Below are 16,786 nucleotides of genomic sequence, written 5' to 3' on the forward strand. Positions count from 1 at the left end.
TGCCGTGGTTACAGCGTGATGCGGAATGTCTCAAACCCGCCTTCGGCCGGACCGACATGATCCAGCGTAATGCCGCGGGCCCGGATATCCTCCAGATAGGTGACGGCCTTCGGGCCTGTCTCGAACAGGACGGTCGCACCATCGGCACTGTCGAATGTCCAGTTTGCATCTGCCGAAGGGCTGATCGTACCCTGCTCCTCAATGTAGCGGACAACGATGTCCCGGTTTGCATCGGGCGCCTGCAGAATGATCGTGCTGCCGTCCGCGCCGGTAAAGCTGCCACCACCCGCCGCACGATAGTTGTTCGTGGCCACAATGAATTCCTGGTCTGCCGCAACCGGCTGGCCATTCCACTTCAGGTCGGTGATCCGATTTGCCGTTTCATCGGCCATTGCTCCGTCCATGTCGAAACGCGACGGCTGTGTCAGATCGATGCGATAGGTCACACCATCGATGACATCGAAATTATAGGACCGGAATTCGATGTTGAGAAGCGGTTGATCGGCGGCGCCTGCGGTGATCTGGTTGAAGGCCCCGGCCGAACGCTCCAGCCAATCCTTGAGCTGGGCCCCGTTGATCCGAACCGCGCATAGCGTATTGGGATACAGATAGAGGTCGGAGACGTTCTTGATTGCAACAGGGCCAACGGGAACGTCGGTATAGTAATCGGGGCCGTTGCGGCCACCAGCCTTGAACGGGGCGGCTGCCGACAGGATCGGCAGACCCTCATGCTCGGTCCCCTGCATCATCTTGGTCACGTACCAGCTTTGCGCAAGGCTGACGATCTGGACGGACGGATCATCGGCGACCAGGGCAAAATAGCTGTGCAACGGCGCATCGGTGCGTCCGACCTCGGCGCGGATATAATCCAGCGTTGCGGCATGGGCGGTGGCTGTCGCATCTATCGCGGGGGCATAATCGGACACCAGCGCCACATTCTTGCTATCAACGCGCTCCGAAATCGGGTGCAGGGCGGATTCGCCCTCCTGTACCTTCCAGCGGTTTCCATCATGGGTCAGCATCAGGTCCACCACACCAAGGTGCGAACCCCAGAACCCGGCCATGACGGCAGGTACCCCGTGGATGCGACCGTTGGACATGTCCATCCCTTCACCTTCGTATTTGTCCGAAGGCCAGGTGGAATGGGCATGGCCGGTAATCATGGCATCGATGCCGTCAACCTTGGCCAGATGATAGGCCGCATTTTCCATGCGCGCCCCGTAGGGGGCAGTGTCGATACCCGAATGGCAAAGGGCGATCACGATATCGGCCCCTTCGGACCGCATGGCGGGAATCCATGCTTCCGCAGCCTCGATGATGTCGCGGGTGGCGTATTGCCCTTCCAGGTTTGCACGATCCCATTGCATGATCTGCGGCGGCACGAACCCGATGATCCCGATTTTCGCCGGATAGGATTTGCCATCGCCATCCACCAGATCGCGTTCCAGCATCACATAGGGCTTGGCCCACAGATCATCCTGCAGGGGCGTATCACCCAACGTGCGGGCAAAGTTGGCGCAGACAATGGGAAATGCCGCGCCGGCATTCACACGCTCCAGAAACGGCATGCCGTAGTTGAATTCATGGTTGCCCAATGTGCCTGCATCATAGCCGACCGCATTCATTCCGGCGATAACCGGGTGCAGATCCCCGTCGGCCATGCCGCCATGTGCCGCCCAATCGCCCATCGGGTTACCCTGAAGGTAATCACCATTATCAACCGTCAGGCTGTTTGCCGCCTCGGCCCGCAGCCCTTCCAGAATAGTGGCGGTACGGGCAAGACCAAGGGTATCGGCGGCCTTGTCGGCATAATAGTCATAGGGTTGGACGTTGCAGTGCAGATCGGTCGTGGCAAGGATGCGCAAATGGGCCTGACCCGCCGCAGCCCGCGCTGTAAAGGGGTGTAGCAGGGTAACCGCACCTGCAGCCCCAGTCAAAAGAAGGGCGCGGCGGCTTAGAATCATGGGCATGGCGGATCCTCTGGACGATATGGTTTTGGCAAAATTAGGGACAAGCCGCTCCGGATCGCAACTGCGAAGGCCACAAGTGGCAAATGTCGTTACGTAGGCAGCGTTAACCGTGCACGTACTGCACAAATTATAGCAAATATTTTATGACAGCAGCCTGCATATATCCGGATTTGCGCAGAAAATAATCCAGAGTTGTTTTTCTTGCCACCTGCCATGGTGCTATCGTCGGGGCAGGGGCAGACATGGTCATGTCTGCATAGGATGCTACGGAATCTGCCCTGTTGCGCATAGCCATGCCACGCGATCCGCAAGATTGCGCCCTATAGAGACAGCCGAATTCATGCGCTGCTGGTCATGCTGAATGCTGGGGTAATGGCGGAGAGACAGGGATTCGAACCCTGGAGACGGTTCCCCGCCTACACACTTTCCAGGCGTGCGCCTTCGACCACTCGGCCACCTCTCCGTAGCGGTGTCCATATCCCGTGTGCCGGGGAATGTTCAAGGACATTTCGTAGGATAAACCAGCAGAATTGATGATTATTTTGCGGTGGCCGTCATGCACACTTGATTTTGCGTGAACTTGCGGCATCCTTGGTCCGGGCAAGGCGGAAAATGACCGCTCGTGCCGGGTCTAGAAGGAGGGCGTGATGCCGACGGGTACCGTAAAATGGTTTAACAGCACTAAGGGTTTTGGCTTCATCGCTCCCGATGATGGCGGCAGTGATGTATTCGTACATATCTCTGCGGTGGAGCGTGCAGGGCTTACTGCCTTGAATGACAACCAGAAAATCGGATACGAGCTTCAATCCGGACGGGACGGCCGGTCCTCCGCAGGGGATTTGCGCCTGCTGTAATCAAACCGACAGGGCGGTCCGGGTTTCCTCGGACCAGCCCATATACAGCTTGTCCCCCTGTTTGATGACCGGGCGTTTCATCAGCGACGGATGCGCCATCAACAGATCCAGTGCGGGGGCCGCGCGGTCTGTTTCGGACAAACTCCGCCATGTAGTGGATTTGCGGTTCACAAGCGAATCGCCGAATTTATCCAGCAAACCCTGCCATTCCGCGGCGCTTAGCGGTTCGGCCCGGATATCGTGCAGAACGGCATTCTGGTCGGACAGTGCCTTTACGGCCTTGCGGCAGGTATCACAGGTTTTGATGCCATAAACGGTCAGACCCATTGCAACCTCATAAAATTGTAACGATTTGCCTGCGGACCATTGCCCGCGGATAAAGGATTGCTTCACGCATAAAGGCAAAATTGGCCCCGAACAACACCCGAGGGTCCCATGCCTGAAACGCTGCTGATATTCGCCATGCGGCACGATACCGTCATTCTGGCCGGAGCGGTTCTGATCAGCCTGTTCGCGGCGGCGTCGGGGCTGGCCCTGGGGCAAAGGGCGTGGCGTTCCAGCGGGGCAGCACAGGGGCGATGGATCATTCTGGCCGGTTGCGCCCTTGGCCTCGGGGTATGGGCCACACATTTCGTGGCGGCCCTGTCTTTCGATCCGGGGTTCCGGGTCGGATATGTCTTCTGGCCCACTGTGTGGTCCTTGGTCATCTCGATCCTCGGCACGATTCTGGCGTTCCGGCTGGGGGTATGGCGTGCGCCGGTGGGCGGGGCCATATTCGGATTGGGCGCGGTGTCGATGCATTATGCCGGCATGGGCGCCATGATATATGATGGCAGCATCGATTGGGATTCGACACGCATTCTGGTATCCGTTGTTCTACCCACGGTTCTGGGGTCGGGCTGTTTCATGCTGGCTCGGCGGGGTAGCACGCGGCTACGGAAAATGGCCGTTCCGGGGTTGGCCGGCACGGTCTGCCTGATGCATTTCACGGCTATGTCGGCTGCGGATATGACCGCCTGTGTTGCGGTCTCCGGGCTGACGGGGGGAAGTGCGGCGGTTCTGGCGCTTGCTGTCGGGCTTGGCACGCTGTTTCTTCTGTCGCTTCCCCTGATTGCGCTGTTCTTCGTGGCCCGGGACAATCACCGCGATATTCAGGAAAAGCAGCGGCTGCGCGAATTGGCGAATGCCACCCAGGAGGGGCTTCTGACGGTTCGTGACGGCATCATCACCAATTGCAACATCGCGTTTCGCATTCTGACCGCCTTCGATACGGGCACGGTGCTGGCGGATGTGATGTCTGCCTCCACCTTGGCCATCCTGCGCAATTCCCATAGCAGGCCGGTACGTTGCGATATCACGGCGCATGACGGAACGGTCATTGCGGTTGCTGCCACATTGCGGCCCCTGTCACTGGGGCACGACATGGTCGAGGTGATTTCCCTGCGGGATCTGCGCGACGATCTGGCGGTTCAGGCCAAGGCCGAGGGTGCCGCCAAGGATGCGCTGGCGGCCGAACGCCGTTTTCGCTTTCTGGTCCAGAGCCTGACGGATTACACGATCTACATGCTGACGCCGGACGGCCATATTGCCAACTGGAACGTAGGTGCCCAACGCAACAAGGGGTATCTGGCGGCAGAAATTGTTGGCAGGCATTTCTCCATCTTCTTTGACAGCGCAGAGGAGCGGGCGGTTCCCCCCTCGCGGATGCTTCATTGCGCCATGAGTACCGGAAAGTATGAAGGGGAGGGGTGGCAATTCCGCAAGGATGGCCACAGGTACCGGGCGCAGATCCTGCTGGAACCCATGCATGACGATGACGGCCAGCATATCGGTTTCGTCAATGTCACGCATGACATAACGCGCAAGCGCGAGGATGCCGGAACAATTGCCCGCATCAGCCGCAACCTGCATGTCGCAACCGAAAATATGATCCAGGGGATTGCCCTGTTCGATGCCACGGGCAGGCTGGTCCTGTCGAATGCCCGACTGGTGCAGCTGCTTGGCGGTGCCGATCCCGATGGCATCTCGATCGAGGATTTCGCGCAGCGGCTGATGCGGAATGCGCATACGGGCAGTGATGCATTGCAGACGTTATATTGCCGCGGCAGGGACCGTCACGGTCCGCAATGTGACGATCAGCTGATGCTGGATCTCAAGGATGGTCGGATTTTGCTGGTGGTCCACCGCGCCATTCCCGAAGGGGGCTGGGTCTCTACGTTCGAGGATGTGACCGAGCGCACCCGCTCCGAACGGCAGATCGTGCATATGGCGCGCCATGATGTGCTGACTGGCCTGCCGAACCGGGCCAGCTTTCAGGAAAATATCGGTTGGTCACTCGACAGCCAGCGCGAAGGCGTCATCGGTATCGCCGTTCTGGGGATCGATCTGGATCGCTTTAAGGAAATCAATGACCATCTGGGCCATGCTGTCGGCGATGAAGTGCTGACCATTCTGGCACAGCGTGTCACCTCGGCCATGGTCGGGGATGAGTTTGCCGCCCGCTTCGGCGGTGACGAATTTGCCGCCTTCAAACCCTATCGGCATCCATCCGAGGTGCAGGAGTTTGCGGACCGCCTGATGGCCGTGATCTGCAGCCCGGTGAATATCCAACAACACAAGGTATCGGTGGGGGCCAGCATCGGCATTGCCCTTTACCCCGAAGATGGTCACACGGCGGAAAAACTGCTGAGCAATTCCGATATGGCCATGTACCGGGCAAAACGCAGCATCACGGAGAAGATCTGCTATTATCAGGCGGATATGGACGAGGCATATCGCAGCCGCCGCCAATTGGCGCGGGATCTATGGACGGCGCTGGACCGGAACGAGATGTTCCTGCACTATCAGATCCAGAAATCGGTCAGCACCGGTGAAACGACGGGGTTCGAGGTGCTGCTGCGCTGGAACCATCCCGAACGGGGCAATGTCTCTCCGGCTGATTTCATTCCGGTGGCCGAGGAATGCGGTGCCATCCTGCCGATAGGGGAATGGGTGCTGCGCACGGCATGCCAACAGGCCGCAAGGTTCGTGCAGAAAAGCCGCATTGCCGTAAACCTGTCACCCGTGCAGCTTGGGAACCGGCATTTCGTGGCGACCCTTCAGGCCATTCTGGAAGAGACAGGGCTGGAACCCGACCGGCTGGAGCTGGAAGTGACGGAAACCAGCATCATCGCCAACAAGGAGCGTACGTTGAACATGCTGGCACAGATCAAGGCATTGGGTGTCACGATCGCAATTGATGATTTCGGAACAGGGTATTCTTCGCTGGAAACCCTGCGATCCTTTGCCTTCGACAAGATCAAGCTGGACCGCAGCTTTGTCCATGAAGTTGATACGAACCGGCAGGCAAAGGCGATCATCCGCGCCATTCTCGCATTGGGCCGCAGTCTGGAGGTGCCGGTTCTGGCCGAAGGTGTGGAAACCATCGAGCAGTTGCATCTGCTGCGGAACGAGGGCTGCGATCAGGCGCAGGGATATTACCTTGGCCGCCCGGGCATTCTGGAATGTGTCATGCCGGATATGGTTGACGCAGCTCGGGTTGCCTGATCGGCAAACCGCCGCCAGTCTTGGTTGTTTATGGATCAAACCGTTCCTAACTGACGTTGAACTGTGGATAATCTCGATTGGTGGAACCAAGGCTATGAGCGTCTTCGATATTCTGATCCTTCTGGCCGTGGCCCTGATCGTCGTCTGGGCATTCCTGCGCTACACGCCTTCGGATTCGCAGGATTGGCATGTTGACCCTCTGACGGTGCGAAAGCCGCACCGCCCCAACCACCTGCTGATCAAGGAGGATGGTCCGTTTCTACCTTTGCCGCCTGACCAGATCGCGGCGCGGCTGGAAGCGGTTGCAAACCATACCCCGCGCACGGAGTTTTTTGCGGGCGAAGGATTTCATCGCACATGGATCACCCGTTCTCCGGTCATGGGGCTGCCGACATTCACCTCCATCCATCTTTTGCCGGAAAACGGGGGAACGCGGGTTTCCGTATATGCCCGGGCGCGCTATTTGCCCGGGCTTCCCGCCGCAGAGCGGGACCGGGTCGAGGCGTGGATCGATACCCTGCGGACAACCTTGCAACCTATGGAGCAGGGCGCAGCCGCTCCAATTCCGCCACACGCTCTCTGAGCGCGCGAAGCTCGTCATTTCCCGCCGGCGGTTCATCACCATCCTCGTCCCGCGGCCCGATGAACCGCCCGATAAACCGTGCCATAATCCCTGACAGATCATCCATGATCAGGAAAAATGACGGGACGATCACAAGGCTCAGCACGGTACTGACGATGATGCCGCCAATCACCGCAATCGCCATGGGGGCGCGGAATTCTCCCCCTGCGCCAATTCCAAGCGCGGATGGCAACATTCCCGCCGACATGGCGATGGAGGTCATGACAATCGGGCGGGCGCGTTTATGGCCGGCCTCCACCACGGCTGCGACGCGCTCCATACCCTGTGCCTTCATCTCGATGGCAAAATCGATCAGCAGAATGGCGTTCTTGGTCACGATGCCCATCAGCATCAGGATACCGATCAGCACCGGCATGGACAGCGCCTGATTGGTCAGGATCAGCGCAGCTGCCACCCCGCCAAGCGCCAAAGGCAGCGACAGCAGGATTGTGAAGGGCTGCACGGCAGACCGGAACAGCAGGATCAGGACTGCCAATACCAGCAAAAGGCCGAAAATCATGGCATTGCCAAAGCTCTGTTGCATTTCTGCCTGAACCTCGGCATCGCCCAGTTCTTCCAGCCGGACCGAGGGCGGAAGTTCGACGCTTTGTGCCACACGCTGAAAGGCTGCGGTGGCTGTTCCAAGCGCGATACCGGGTGGCAGGTTTGCCCCGATGGTCGTTCGCCGTTCCCGATCATAGCGGTCGATCATGCTGGGACCGGATGAACGGGTCACATCCGCGACCGTTGTCAGGGGCACAAGGGAGCCGGAAGCGGTTTTCACCTTCAGCGCAGCAAGGCGCGCCAGATCCTGCCGGGCACTATCGGCAAGGCGCACGCGGATCGGAATTTGCCGATCATCGAGCGAGATCTTTGCCAGTGCGGCATCCAGATCGCCCTGGGTTGCAACCCGTACGGTGCGGGCGATCGTATCAGTGGAGATGCCCAAGCGGGCGGCATCTTCGGGCCGTGGGATCACATGGACCTCGGGGCGGGGCAGAGCGCCTTCGGACGCTACATTCGCCAGCAAAGGTTCGGCACGCAGGGCCGTTTCCAAACGGGCCGTGGCCTCGTTCAGGGCATCCTGATCTGCGGACAGCAACGAAAACTGGATATCGCGCTGCCCGCGGTCATTCAGTTTGTAAACCCGCATGTCGGGCAGGGGGGCAAGCGCACCGAAAATTTCCGTCTCGATATCCGACTGGGGACGGGTCCGTTTCGTCGGGGTCGGCAGCAGATCCCCGATCAACGGTATCCTGTGGAACAACCTCCAGAGCCGGCCCGCAAATCCGTTCGCGGGATCATCCAGCAGAACCGTGACAGAGGCCCGCCGCACCTCGAGATCCCCCGTCGGAGAGGACCCGCCCAGGGTAAAGATCCGGTCCACCCCGTCCACGGCCATTATGCGGTTCTCTATCTCACGGGTTGCGGCATCGGTATCTTCCAACGTGCTGCCCGGCGGCAATTCCACGCTGAGCGGGATGCGGCTCACATCCTCGGCCGGAATGAAACTGCCGGGAATCCGCAGCATGAAGACCAGAGAAATTACAAGAATGACAATCGCGAACAGCATCGTCAGGTACCGCCACCGCAGCGTGACACCGACCAGACGAAGATAGCCGCGCATGATCCGGCCATCCCCCGCCTCATGTTCAACAGCGTCGCTGCTACGCATCAGATAGGCGGCCATCATCGGCGTTATCAGCCGCGCCACCATCAGCGAAAACAGCACGGATATGGCCACCGTCAGGCCGAACTGCGAGAAATACTGCCCCGGAATGCCGGGCATGAAGGAAACCGGAACGAATACCGCAACGATGGTCAGCGTCGTGGCGATCACTGCCAGCCCGATCTCATCCGCGGCCTCTATGGCGGCGCGATAGGGGGACTTTCTCATCCGGATATGGCGGGCAATATTTTCCACCTCCACGATCGCGTCATCTACCAGAATACCGGTGGCCAGCGTGATGGCCAGCAGGGACACAAGGTTCAACGAGAAGCCGAGCATGTCCATGACCCAGAACGTCGGTATGGCCGATAGGGGCAGCGCCACCGCTGCAATCATCGTGGCGCGCCAGTTCTTCAGAAACGCCAATACCACAAGGATGGCCAGAATGGCCCCTTCGATCAGCGTGTGCAGGGCAGTCTCGTAATTGCCGATGGTATAGCCGACCATGTCGTCGACCTTGGTGATCGCGATTTCGGGATGGGCCGCGCGCAGTTCGGCCAGCGCTTCCTGAACCGTATCGTTGACCGAGACTTCGGATGCCTTTTGCGCCCGGAAAATGGCGAAGGTCACTACAGGATTGCCCGCAAAACGGGAGAAAGAGCGGATTTCCTCATAGGTATCGGTTACCGCACCCAGTTCGGACAGGCGAACGCGGTTGCCGTTCGGCAGGGCGATAGTCATGGCTGCCAGTCCCGCCACATCATCGGCCCCGCCAAGTGTGCGGATGGATTGCTCGGTATCGGAAAGGTCGGCCCTGCCGCCGCCAATATCGACATTGGTCGCGCCGATCTGGGTGCTGACCTCATCTGCCGTGATCCCGAGGCTGTTCAGGCGGACAGGGTCCAATGTCACCCGCACTTCGCGATTGGCCCCGCCATAACGGTCTACCTTGCCCACCCCCTGCCGGCCCTGCAGCGCACGCACGACGGTATCATCCACAAACCACGATAGTTCTTCGATGGTCATGGAAGGGGCGGTGACGGCATAGGACAGAATGGCCTGCCCCTCCACATCAATGCGCGAGACGATGGGCGGTTCGATATCTGCGGGCAGGTCGGCCTGTATCTGGTCGATGGCATCCTTGACATCCTGCACGGCGCGGTCGGTCGGCACCTCCATCTGGAATTCCACAACGGTGGTGCTTTGGCTGTCATTGATCGTGGATGTGACGCGTTTGACGCCTGCGACCCCGGCCACGGCATCCTCCACCTCCTTGGTGACCTGGCTTTCCAGCTCTACCGGGGCGGCGCCCTGCTGCACGACCGATACGGAAACCAGCGGTACATCGATATTGGGAAACCGGGTGACGGGCAGGGTGGAGAATGCCTGCAGGCCCAGAACGACCAGAAGGACAAAGGCAAGGATCGGTGCAATCGGGTTGCGGATGGACCATGCGGAAAAGTTCATTCGGACGGTATCCGGACCGGGTTCACACGATCGCCCTCGCGCACAAAGGCACCGGCCTTGGCAACCACCTCGTCTCCTTCGCCCAGACCGGTAAAAATCTCGATCAGGCCCGCATTGCGGATGCCGGTTTCCACATCTGTCCGATGCACCACACCATCGATCACGCGCAGCACGAAGGGGCCGTCCGCGTCGCGGCCTACGGCCGTATCGGGCAGAACCAGCGTATCGCGTTCGGCAACCAGAATATCCGCCTCGGCAAACATGCCTGTCCGCAACCGGGAGGGATCTTCGACGCGGATACGGACCCGCCCCAGCCGCGTGGTTTCATCGATCCCCGGTTCTACCAGCCTGACCAGCCCCAGCAGCGGCACCCCCGTTACGGTCTGCATGATGGCCGACTGGCCCCGTGCCAGCGAAAGCAGATCCTCCTCTGCCACGTCGGCGCGCAGTTCCAGGGCCCCGTCGCGGATCAGTTCGAACATCGGCTCCCCGCCCGAGGCGGCAATGGACCCGCGAACGGCATTCCGCGCCACGACATCGCCAGAAACAGGGGCAGTCACCTCGGCACGGCGGATCTGCAGGTTGATGTCGTCGATCTGCGCCTCGGCCACCTTGCGCTGCGCCTCGGCTGCCGCGACGGATTGGCGGGCGGACTGCAGGCGGGCATCGGCACTGGCGGCGGCGGCGCGGGCCTGATCCACGGCGGCCTGCGATGTGGCGCGCTGCGCTTGCAACTGGCCGGCACGCTCGGCGTTCGCCTGGGCTTCGGTCTGGGTTGCGGCGGCCTCGGCCTGTCCGGCCTGTGCCTGTGCGACCGAGGCGATGGCCGAGGCAAGCTGCGCCGTCAGCCTGCTTTTTTCCAGTTCCAGCGTCGAGGTGGAAAGACGTGCCAGAACCTGCCCCTGCACGACAGTATCCCCGACGTCGGCCTCAAGGGAATCTATTGGTTGGCCCGTGATCAGCGGCTGCACGGCCACCCGCTCCACCGGCGCCACGAACCCCGAGGCCAGAACATGGCTGGTGATATGTTCGATGGTCGCCGGAACGACGGTAATTGCAGGCAGATTTTCATCCTGTGCAAACACGCTGCCGGGAAAGAACAGGGCTAGGCAGAGGCAGGCGCGGCGCAGCATGGGACCTCGGTATATAGGATACCGGCATAATGTGGCGGGGCGGCGACCCTATTCAAGCGAATTGCGCCTGCGTGGCGCAGGCCGGTTGTGCGCCCCCCGAAACAAGGGGGGCGCACGGCAGATCAGGAGGCGGTGCGGAACCGGGTCGTGGACAGGGCCGCAGCCATCAGGGCACGGGTGTAGTCTTGGCGCGGGGCGTCGAATACCGCATCGGTGGGGCCTTGCTCCACGATTTCGCCGGCCTTCATCACGATGATATGGTCCGAAAGTGCGCGGACCACGCTCAGATCATGGCTGATGAACACATAGGACAGGCTGTGCTTGGCCTGCAGATCGCGCAGCAGCGTGACAATCTGCTTTTGCACCGAACGATCCAGCGCGCTGGTGGGTTCGTCCAGCACGATCACCCGCGGGCGCAGGATCATAGTGCGGGCAATCGCGATGCGCTGCCGCTGGCCGCCCGAAAACTCGTGCGGATAGCGGTTGCGCATGGAAGGATCGAGGCCCACTTCGGCCAAGGCCTCATCCGCGCGTCTGGCGCGGTCCTTGCGCGACAGGGTGGGTTCGTGGATCAGCAGCCCTTCGGTGATGATCTGCCCCACCGTCATCCGGGGCGACAGACTGCCGAAGGGGTCCTGAAACACCAGCTGCAATTCGCGCCGGTACGGGCGCATCGCGTCAATCCCTTCGGGCAGCTCTTTGCCCAGCCATGCGACGCGGCCCGTGGATTCCGTCAGCCGCAGCAGGGCGCGGCCCAGGGTGGATTTGCCCGAACCGGATTCGCCGACCACGCCGATCGTCTGGCCTTCGTGCAGGGACACCGAAATGCCCTTTACCGCGTGCAACGGCGTCGGTTTGGCCAGAAGGCCCCCGCCAAGATGGAAGGTGACGCGCACATCGTCGCCGGTCAGCAGGGCAGGCGCATCTTCGGCCGGAGGCTCCTTGCGGCCCTCTGGCTCGGCATCCAGCAACATCTGCGTATAGGGATGCTTGGGGGCTGCGAACAGCGCCTCTGCCGCACCATCCTCGACCACCTCGCCATACCGCATGACAGCCACATGGTCCGCAAAACGGCGCACGATGCCAAGGTCATGGGTGATGAACACGATCGCCATTCCCAGCCGCTTCTGCAGATCTGCAAGGAGTTCCAGAATCTGCGCCTGAATGGTCACGTCCAGCGCCGTGGTCGGTTCATCCGCAATCAGGATGTCCGGATCATTGGCCAGCGCCATCGCGATCATCACGCGCTGACGTTGCCCGCCCGACAGCTCGTGCGGATAGCTGTTGATCCGCCGCTCGGGGTCGGGAATGCCGACCAGGCGCAGCAACTCCAGAATGCGCGGGCGCGCAGCCCGTGCCGACAGGCCCGCATGGTAGCGCAGGGGTTCGGCCAGTTGCCGGCCGATCCGGTACAGCGGATCGAGCGAGGTCATCGGTTCCTGAAAGATCATGGTGATCTTCTTGCCGCGGATGCCGTTCAGCGCCCGCTCTCCGATGTTCAGGATCTCGCGGCCACGATAGGTCACGCTGCCGTCGGCCCGGCCGTTCGCGGCCAAAAGGCCCATCATCGCCATCGTGGTCTGGCTTTTGCCGGAACCGCTCTCGCCGACGATGGCCAGGGTTTCACCCGACTTGAGATCGAGATTTACCCCCCGAACGGCGGAAACAGGGCCGTCCGGGGTTTCGAATGTCACGCGCAGATCGCGGACGGATAGGATCGTCTCGGTCATATCAGCGCTCCTTCGGGTCAAGGCTGTCGCGCAGGCCATCGCCAAGGAAGTTCAGCGCGAACAGGATCACGGTCAGTGTCGCGGCCGGTCCGAACAGCAGCCACGGGGCCCCGCGCATGTTCTGCGCGCCCTCGGAAATCAGAAGGCCAAGCGATGTCATCGGATCCTGGACCCCAAGGCCGAGGAACGACAGCAGGCTTTCGGCCAGAATGGCCTTGGGCACCAGCAGCGTGACAAAGACGATCACCGGACCCAGTGCGTTCGGGATGATGTGCCGACGCAGAATCCCCGAACGTGTGGCCCCCATAGCCTCGGCCGCCTGAACGAACTCGCGCCGTTTGAGGCTGAGCGTCTGGCCGCGGACGATGCGCGCCATATCCAGCCATTCTGTGGCGCCGATGGCGATGAAGATGATGAACAGGCTTCGCCCGAAAAACACCAGCAGCAGAATGACGAAGAAGATGAAGGGCAGCGAATAGAGGATATCCACGATCCGCATCATGACGTTATCCACGCGCCCGCCCAGATAGCCCGAGATCGCGCCATAGGCCACGCCCAGCACCAGCGCCATGGCCGACGCCAGAAGGCCGATTGCCAGCGAGATGCGGACGCCGATCAGGATGCGCGAGAGCATGTCACGACCGAGGTTGTCCGTGCCCAGCAGGAAATAGTTGCGATCGACCGTCACCGTCAGCGTGCCGGTCATCCCGTCATCGGCCAGCTCCAGCTGCGGATTTGTGAACTGGTCCGAACGCTCGAAATAGCGGGTGATCCGCGTATCGATGGGCTGGTCGGAGCGGACGGCGACGGTGGCCGTCTGGCCTTCAACCTCGGCCCCCACGGCCTCTACACGGGCGCGGCGGATCAGGCTCTCGATGGCCGGTTCGATCTCTTCTGCGCGGGGATAGGCCTCGAGGCTGGGCGGCACGCGCACATATTGCTGATAGATCTGCCCGTAGGGGTGGGGAGAGATCATCGGCCCGAAAATACCGGCAAGGCCCAGTACGATCAGCACGATCAGGCTGGTGACAGCGGCCCGGTTGGCGCGCAGACGGCGCCAGGCATCCTGCCACAGAGAGCGGCTGGGCGCCGCGTTTGTTGTTGCATCAGTCATAACGTACCCTCGGGTCCAGCCACGCATAGGCAAGGTCGACGAGCAGGTTGAACAGGACCACGAAGACCGCGATCACGACAACCGTTCCCATCACCAGCGTGTAATCGCGCCCAAGCGCACCTTGCACGAAATATCGCCCGATACCGGGCAGTCCGAAAATCGTCTCCACAACGACCGACCCCGTCAGCAGTGCGGCGGCGGTTGGCCCGAGGTAGGAAACGGTCGGCAGCATCGCGGCGCGCAGGGCATGGACCCCCACGACTACGCGACCCGGCAGACCATAGGCTCGGGCAGTCCGCACGTGGTTGGCACGCAGGGCCTCCACCGTGGCGCCCCGTACCAGACGGGCAATCACGGCCACCTGGGGCAGGGCCAGCGTCACGATCGGCAGGATCCAGTAGGCGGGGTTCGAATCCGACCAGCCGCCTGCCGGCAGAATTCCCAGAACGACACCGAACAGCAGGCTGAGCAGCGGAGCGATGACGAAATTCGGGGTGGTGATCCCGAGCGTCGCAATCGCGACGATCGCATTGTCCAGCCACGAGTTCTGGCGAAGTGCCGCAACCGCACCAAGGAATGTCCCCATGATGGCCGCGGCCAGCAGGGCCAGGCTGCCAAGCAGGATCGACACGGGCAACCCCTGGGCAAACAGATCGTTCACCGAAAAGTCACGCCGCGTGAAGCTTGGCCCGAGATCCCCCTGCACGAGATTGCCCAGATAGATCAGATACTGTTGCCACAACGGGGCGTCCAGATTGTACGCGCGCTGCAAGTTTGCAAGAATCAGCGGATCGAGAGGGCGTTCCAGATCGAACGGCCCCCCCGGCGCGATGCGGATCGCGAAGAAGGTCAGCGTCACGATGATAAAGATCGTCGGGATTGCACTGGCCATCCGTCGCAAGGTGTAACCAAGCATCGAATACCTACTCAAATAAGGAAGAAGGGCGAACCTGGTGATCCGCCCTTGTAAGATCAGTTAAGCGAAAGCCACTGGGTCAGGTGATCGTTCAGCAGGTTATCGTGGTACCCTTCGACGTTCGACGCCACAAGGGCGCGCGAGGAGTACGAAAGGATCGGGATGATCGGCTGTTGATCCAGCAGGAGCTTTTCGGCGTCGGACAGAACGTTCGCACGTTCGGTCAGGTCGGTGGTGGCTGCAGCCTTGGCCATCAGCGCATCGTAATCGGGGTTTTTCCAGCGGGGATAGTTGAAGGGCGTATCGCTGGTGTACAGCATCAGGAAGTTCTGCGGATCGTCGTAATCACCGATCCAGCCGGCACGGGCGACGTCAAACTGCCCGCCTTCCCGCAGGTAGTTGAAGTAGGTCGTGCCTTCGACTTCGTTCAGCGTGGCGTTCACGCCGATGTTCTTCAGCATGTCGGCAACGGCTGCCATGGTGTTCTTGTTGTTCTCGGAGGTGTTGTAGCGCAGCTCGATTGTCAGGCTGCCCGGTGCCACGCCTGCTTCTTCCAGCAGTTCCTTGGCTTCGTCCTCACGGTCGAACAGGTCGGTGTCGGCATAATCGACAGTGATGCCACCATCGACATAGTTGGAGATTCCGGGCGGAACCAACGTGTAGCTTGGCAGCATCGTGCCGGCCCAGACCTGCTCTGCGATGAAATCACGGTCGATCGCCATCGACAGCGCCTTGCGGACGCGGGCATCCTTCAGCGGGCTACCTTCGGCGCCTTTGATGGGCAGGTAGAATGTGCCCAGATAGGGAGAGACGTGCAGCGCATCAGCCAGGTTCGCCTTGACGTAATCCATCTGTTCGCCCGGTACGTCGGAACAGATCGAGACTTCGCTGGCCTGGAAGCGGCGCATACAGGCCGAGATATCGTCGAAGGGGATCCAGTTGACCCGATCGATGGCCACCTTGTCCGCGTTGTAGTAATTCGGGTTCTTCACCATGACCAGTTTGTCATTCGGGGTGAAGGAGTCCAGCATGTAGGCCCCGTTGGTGACCATGTTGCCCGCGCGGGTGAACTGGTTGCCGAATTCGTCAACCGATGCCTTGTGGACGGGCAGGGCGGATTGGTGGGTCAGCAGCTGGATGAAATAGGGGGTCGGGTTTTCAAGCGTGATTTCGAGCGTCTTGTCGTCGATCGCGCGAACGCCGAGCTGGTCCAGCGGCATGTTGCCACCGGCAACCGCTTCACCGTTCTTGATCGGGAACAGGATGGAGGCATAGCCCGCCGCGGTTGCCGGATCCATGATCCGGTGCAGGGAGTAATCGAAATCATTCGCGGTGACGGGGTCGCCGTTCGACCATTTCGCATCGCGCATATGGAAGGTGTAGACCGTACCATCCTCGCTGATGTCCCAGCTTTCGGCCATGCCGGGGATGACTTTGCCATCGGCATCGACGGTTGCCAGGCCTTCAAGCAGGTCATTCAGGACCCGGCTTTCGGAGACGGTCTGGGTCTGGTGCGGATCAAGCGAGGCGGGATCGGTGTCATTGCCACGGTTCATCACCGTTTCCGCCGAAGCCGCAGCCACGCTTAGCACAAGCGCCAAGGCTGACGCGGTAAGCAAATCGCGTTTTTTCATTTTTTTGTAGTCTCCCTGATGGTCGGAAATTGCGGTTTTTGGCAATTTCACGCTCCAAGTCAATCGTGCGAGAGGTGTCATCGCAAGGTAAACGTCGCGTCAAGGCGTATCCTTGCCGTTCCATTGATTGA

At 60.8% G+C, this 16,786-nt stretch carries 11 protein-coding genes and 1 tRNA gene; 3 read left to right on the forward strand and 9 right to left on the reverse strand.

Features of this window, described 5'->3' with window-relative positions; genetic code table 11:
* Positions 1-8: 8 nt before the first annotated feature.
* Both TR36_RS06580 and TR36_RS06585 read right to left on the reverse strand, forming a co-directional pair.
* A complete protein-coding gene (locus TR36_RS06580) occupies positions 9-1,970 on the reverse strand; it encodes a bifunctional 2',3'-cyclic-nucleotide 2'-phosphodiesterase/3'-nucleotidase (RefSeq protein WP_045390853.1) in 1,962 nt (653 codons plus the stop codon).
* A gap of 373 nt (positions 1,971-2,343) precedes the next feature.
* Positions 2,344-2,433 (reverse strand) — tRNA-Ser (locus TR36_RS06585).
* Between the two features lie 184 nt (positions 2,434-2,617).
* Between TR36_RS06585 and TR36_RS06590 the strand changes: the two genes are divergently transcribed.
* Positions 2,618-2,824 (forward strand): cold-shock protein, encoded by a 207-nt coding sequence (locus TR36_RS06590; RefSeq protein WP_045390850.1) that lies wholly within the window; start codon positions 2,618-2,620, stop codon positions 2,822-2,824.
* Here the strand turns inward: TR36_RS06590 and TR36_RS06595 are convergent, their stop codons facing one another.
* Positions 2,825-3,151, reverse strand: a complete 327-nt coding sequence (locus TR36_RS06595; RefSeq protein WP_370553369.1) for an arsenate reductase family protein — start codon at positions 3,149-3,151, stop codon at positions 2,825-2,827. It lies immediately after the preceding gene.
* A 108-nt stretch (positions 3,152-3,259) separates the two neighbouring features.
* Here TR36_RS06595 and TR36_RS06600 point away from each other — a divergent pair, with 108 nt between their 5' ends.
* Positions 3,260-6,370 carry an EAL domain-containing protein gene (locus TR36_RS06600; protein ID WP_062762769.1) on the forward strand — a complete coding sequence of 1,037 codons (3,111 nt, stop codon included), beginning with the start codon at positions 3,260-3,262 and terminating at the stop codon, positions 6,368-6,370.
* Positions 6,371-6,464: 94 nt separating this feature from the next.
* Positions 6,465-6,953 carry a hypothetical protein gene (locus TR36_RS06605; protein WP_052362602.1) on the forward strand — a complete coding sequence of 163 codons (489 nt, stop codon included), beginning with the start codon at positions 6,465-6,467 and terminating at the stop codon, positions 6,951-6,953.
* On the opposite strand, the gene TR36_RS06610 is transcribed toward TR36_RS06605, so the two are convergent.
* From TR36_RS06610 to TR36_RS06635, 6 genes are all read right to left on the reverse strand, one after another.
* Positions 6,907-10,128 (reverse strand): efflux RND transporter permease subunit, encoded by a 3,222-nt coding sequence (locus TR36_RS06610; RefSeq protein ID WP_062762773.1) that lies wholly within the window; start codon positions 10,126-10,128, stop codon positions 6,907-6,909. The genes TR36_RS06605 and TR36_RS06610 overlap by 47 nt on opposite strands.
* On the reverse strand, positions 10,125-11,261 hold the full coding sequence (locus tag TR36_RS06615) for an efflux RND transporter periplasmic adaptor subunit (protein ID WP_062762776.1): 1,137 nt from the start codon (positions 11,259-11,261) through the stop codon (positions 10,125-10,127). Before TR36_RS06615 ends, TR36_RS06610 begins: the two co-directional genes overlap by 4 nt.
* A gap of 122 nt (positions 11,262-11,383) precedes the next feature.
* The gene (locus TR36_RS06620) at positions 11,384-12,991 is read right to left on the reverse strand and encodes an ABC transporter ATP-binding protein (protein ID WP_045390840.1); all 1,608 of its coding nucleotides are present in this window, start codon (positions 12,989-12,991) and stop codon (positions 11,384-11,386) included.
* A 1-nt stretch (position 12,992) separates the two neighbouring features.
* Positions 12,993-14,105 carry an ABC transporter permease gene (locus tag TR36_RS06625; RefSeq protein WP_045390837.1) on the reverse strand — a complete coding sequence of 371 codons (1,113 nt, stop codon included), beginning with the start codon at positions 14,103-14,105 and terminating at the stop codon, positions 12,993-12,995.
* Complete coding sequence (locus TR36_RS06630) at positions 14,098-15,021, reverse strand: ABC transporter permease subunit (RefSeq protein ID WP_045390834.1); 924 nt, start codon at positions 15,019-15,021, stop codon at positions 14,098-14,100. The genes TR36_RS06625 and TR36_RS06630 overlap by 8 nt, the downstream gene beginning before the upstream one ends.
* A 56-nt stretch (positions 15,022-15,077) precedes the next feature.
* Positions 15,078-16,655, reverse strand: a complete 1,578-nt coding sequence (locus tag TR36_RS06635; RefSeq protein WP_062762780.1) for a peptide ABC transporter substrate-binding protein — start codon at positions 16,653-16,655, stop codon at positions 15,078-15,080.
* Positions 16,656-16,786: the final 131 nt, after the last annotated feature.

This window comes from Falsirhodobacter sp. alg1, assembly GCF_000739715.2.
In the GTDB taxonomy this organism is placed as follows: domain Bacteria; phylum Pseudomonadota; class Alphaproteobacteria; order Rhodobacterales; family Rhodobacteraceae; genus Falsirhodobacter.

Bases quoted from the DNA above. Each gene is read 5' to 3' on its own strand.
- TR36_RS06630 (WP_045390834.1), bottom strand. From the start codon at position 15,021: ATGCTTGGTTACACCTTGCGACGGATGGCCAGTGCAATCCCGACGATC.
- TR36_RS06605 (WP_052362602.1), top strand. From the start codon at position 6,465: ATGAGCGTCTTCGATATTCTGATCCTTCTGGCCGTGGCCCTGATCGTC.
- TR36_RS06600 (WP_062762769.1), top strand. From the start codon at position 3,260: ATGCCTGAAACGCTGCTGATATTCGCCATGCGGCACGATACCGTCATT.
- TR36_RS06625 (WP_045390837.1), bottom strand. From the start codon at position 14,105: ATGACTGATGCAACAACAAACGCGGCGCCCAGCCGCTCTCTGTGGCAG.
- TR36_RS06610 (WP_062762773.1), bottom strand. From the start codon at position 10,128: ATGAACTTTTCCGCATGGTCCATCCGCAACCCGATTGCACCGATCCTT.
- TR36_RS06615 (WP_062762776.1), bottom strand. From the start codon at position 11,261: ATGCTGCGCCGCGCCTGCCTCTGCCTAGCCCTGTTCTTTCCCGGCAGC.
- TR36_RS06580 (WP_045390853.1), bottom strand. From the start codon at position 1,970: ATGCCCATGATTCTAAGCCGCCGCGCCCTTCTTTTGACTGGGGCTGCA.
- TR36_RS06635 (WP_062762780.1), bottom strand. From the start codon at position 16,655: ATGAAAAAACGCGATTTGCTTACCGCGTCAGCCTTGGCGCTTGTGCTA.
- TR36_RS06620 (WP_045390840.1), bottom strand. From the start codon at position 12,991: ATGACCGAGACGATCCTATCCGTCCGCGATCTGCGCGTGACATTCGAA.
- TR36_RS06595 (WP_370553369.1), bottom strand. From the start codon at position 3,151: ATGGGTCTGACCGTTTATGGCATCAAAACCTGTGATACCTGCCGCAAG.
- TR36_RS06590 (WP_045390850.1), top strand. From the start codon at position 2,618: ATGCCGACGGGTACCGTAAAATGGTTTAACAGCACTAAGGGTTTTGGC.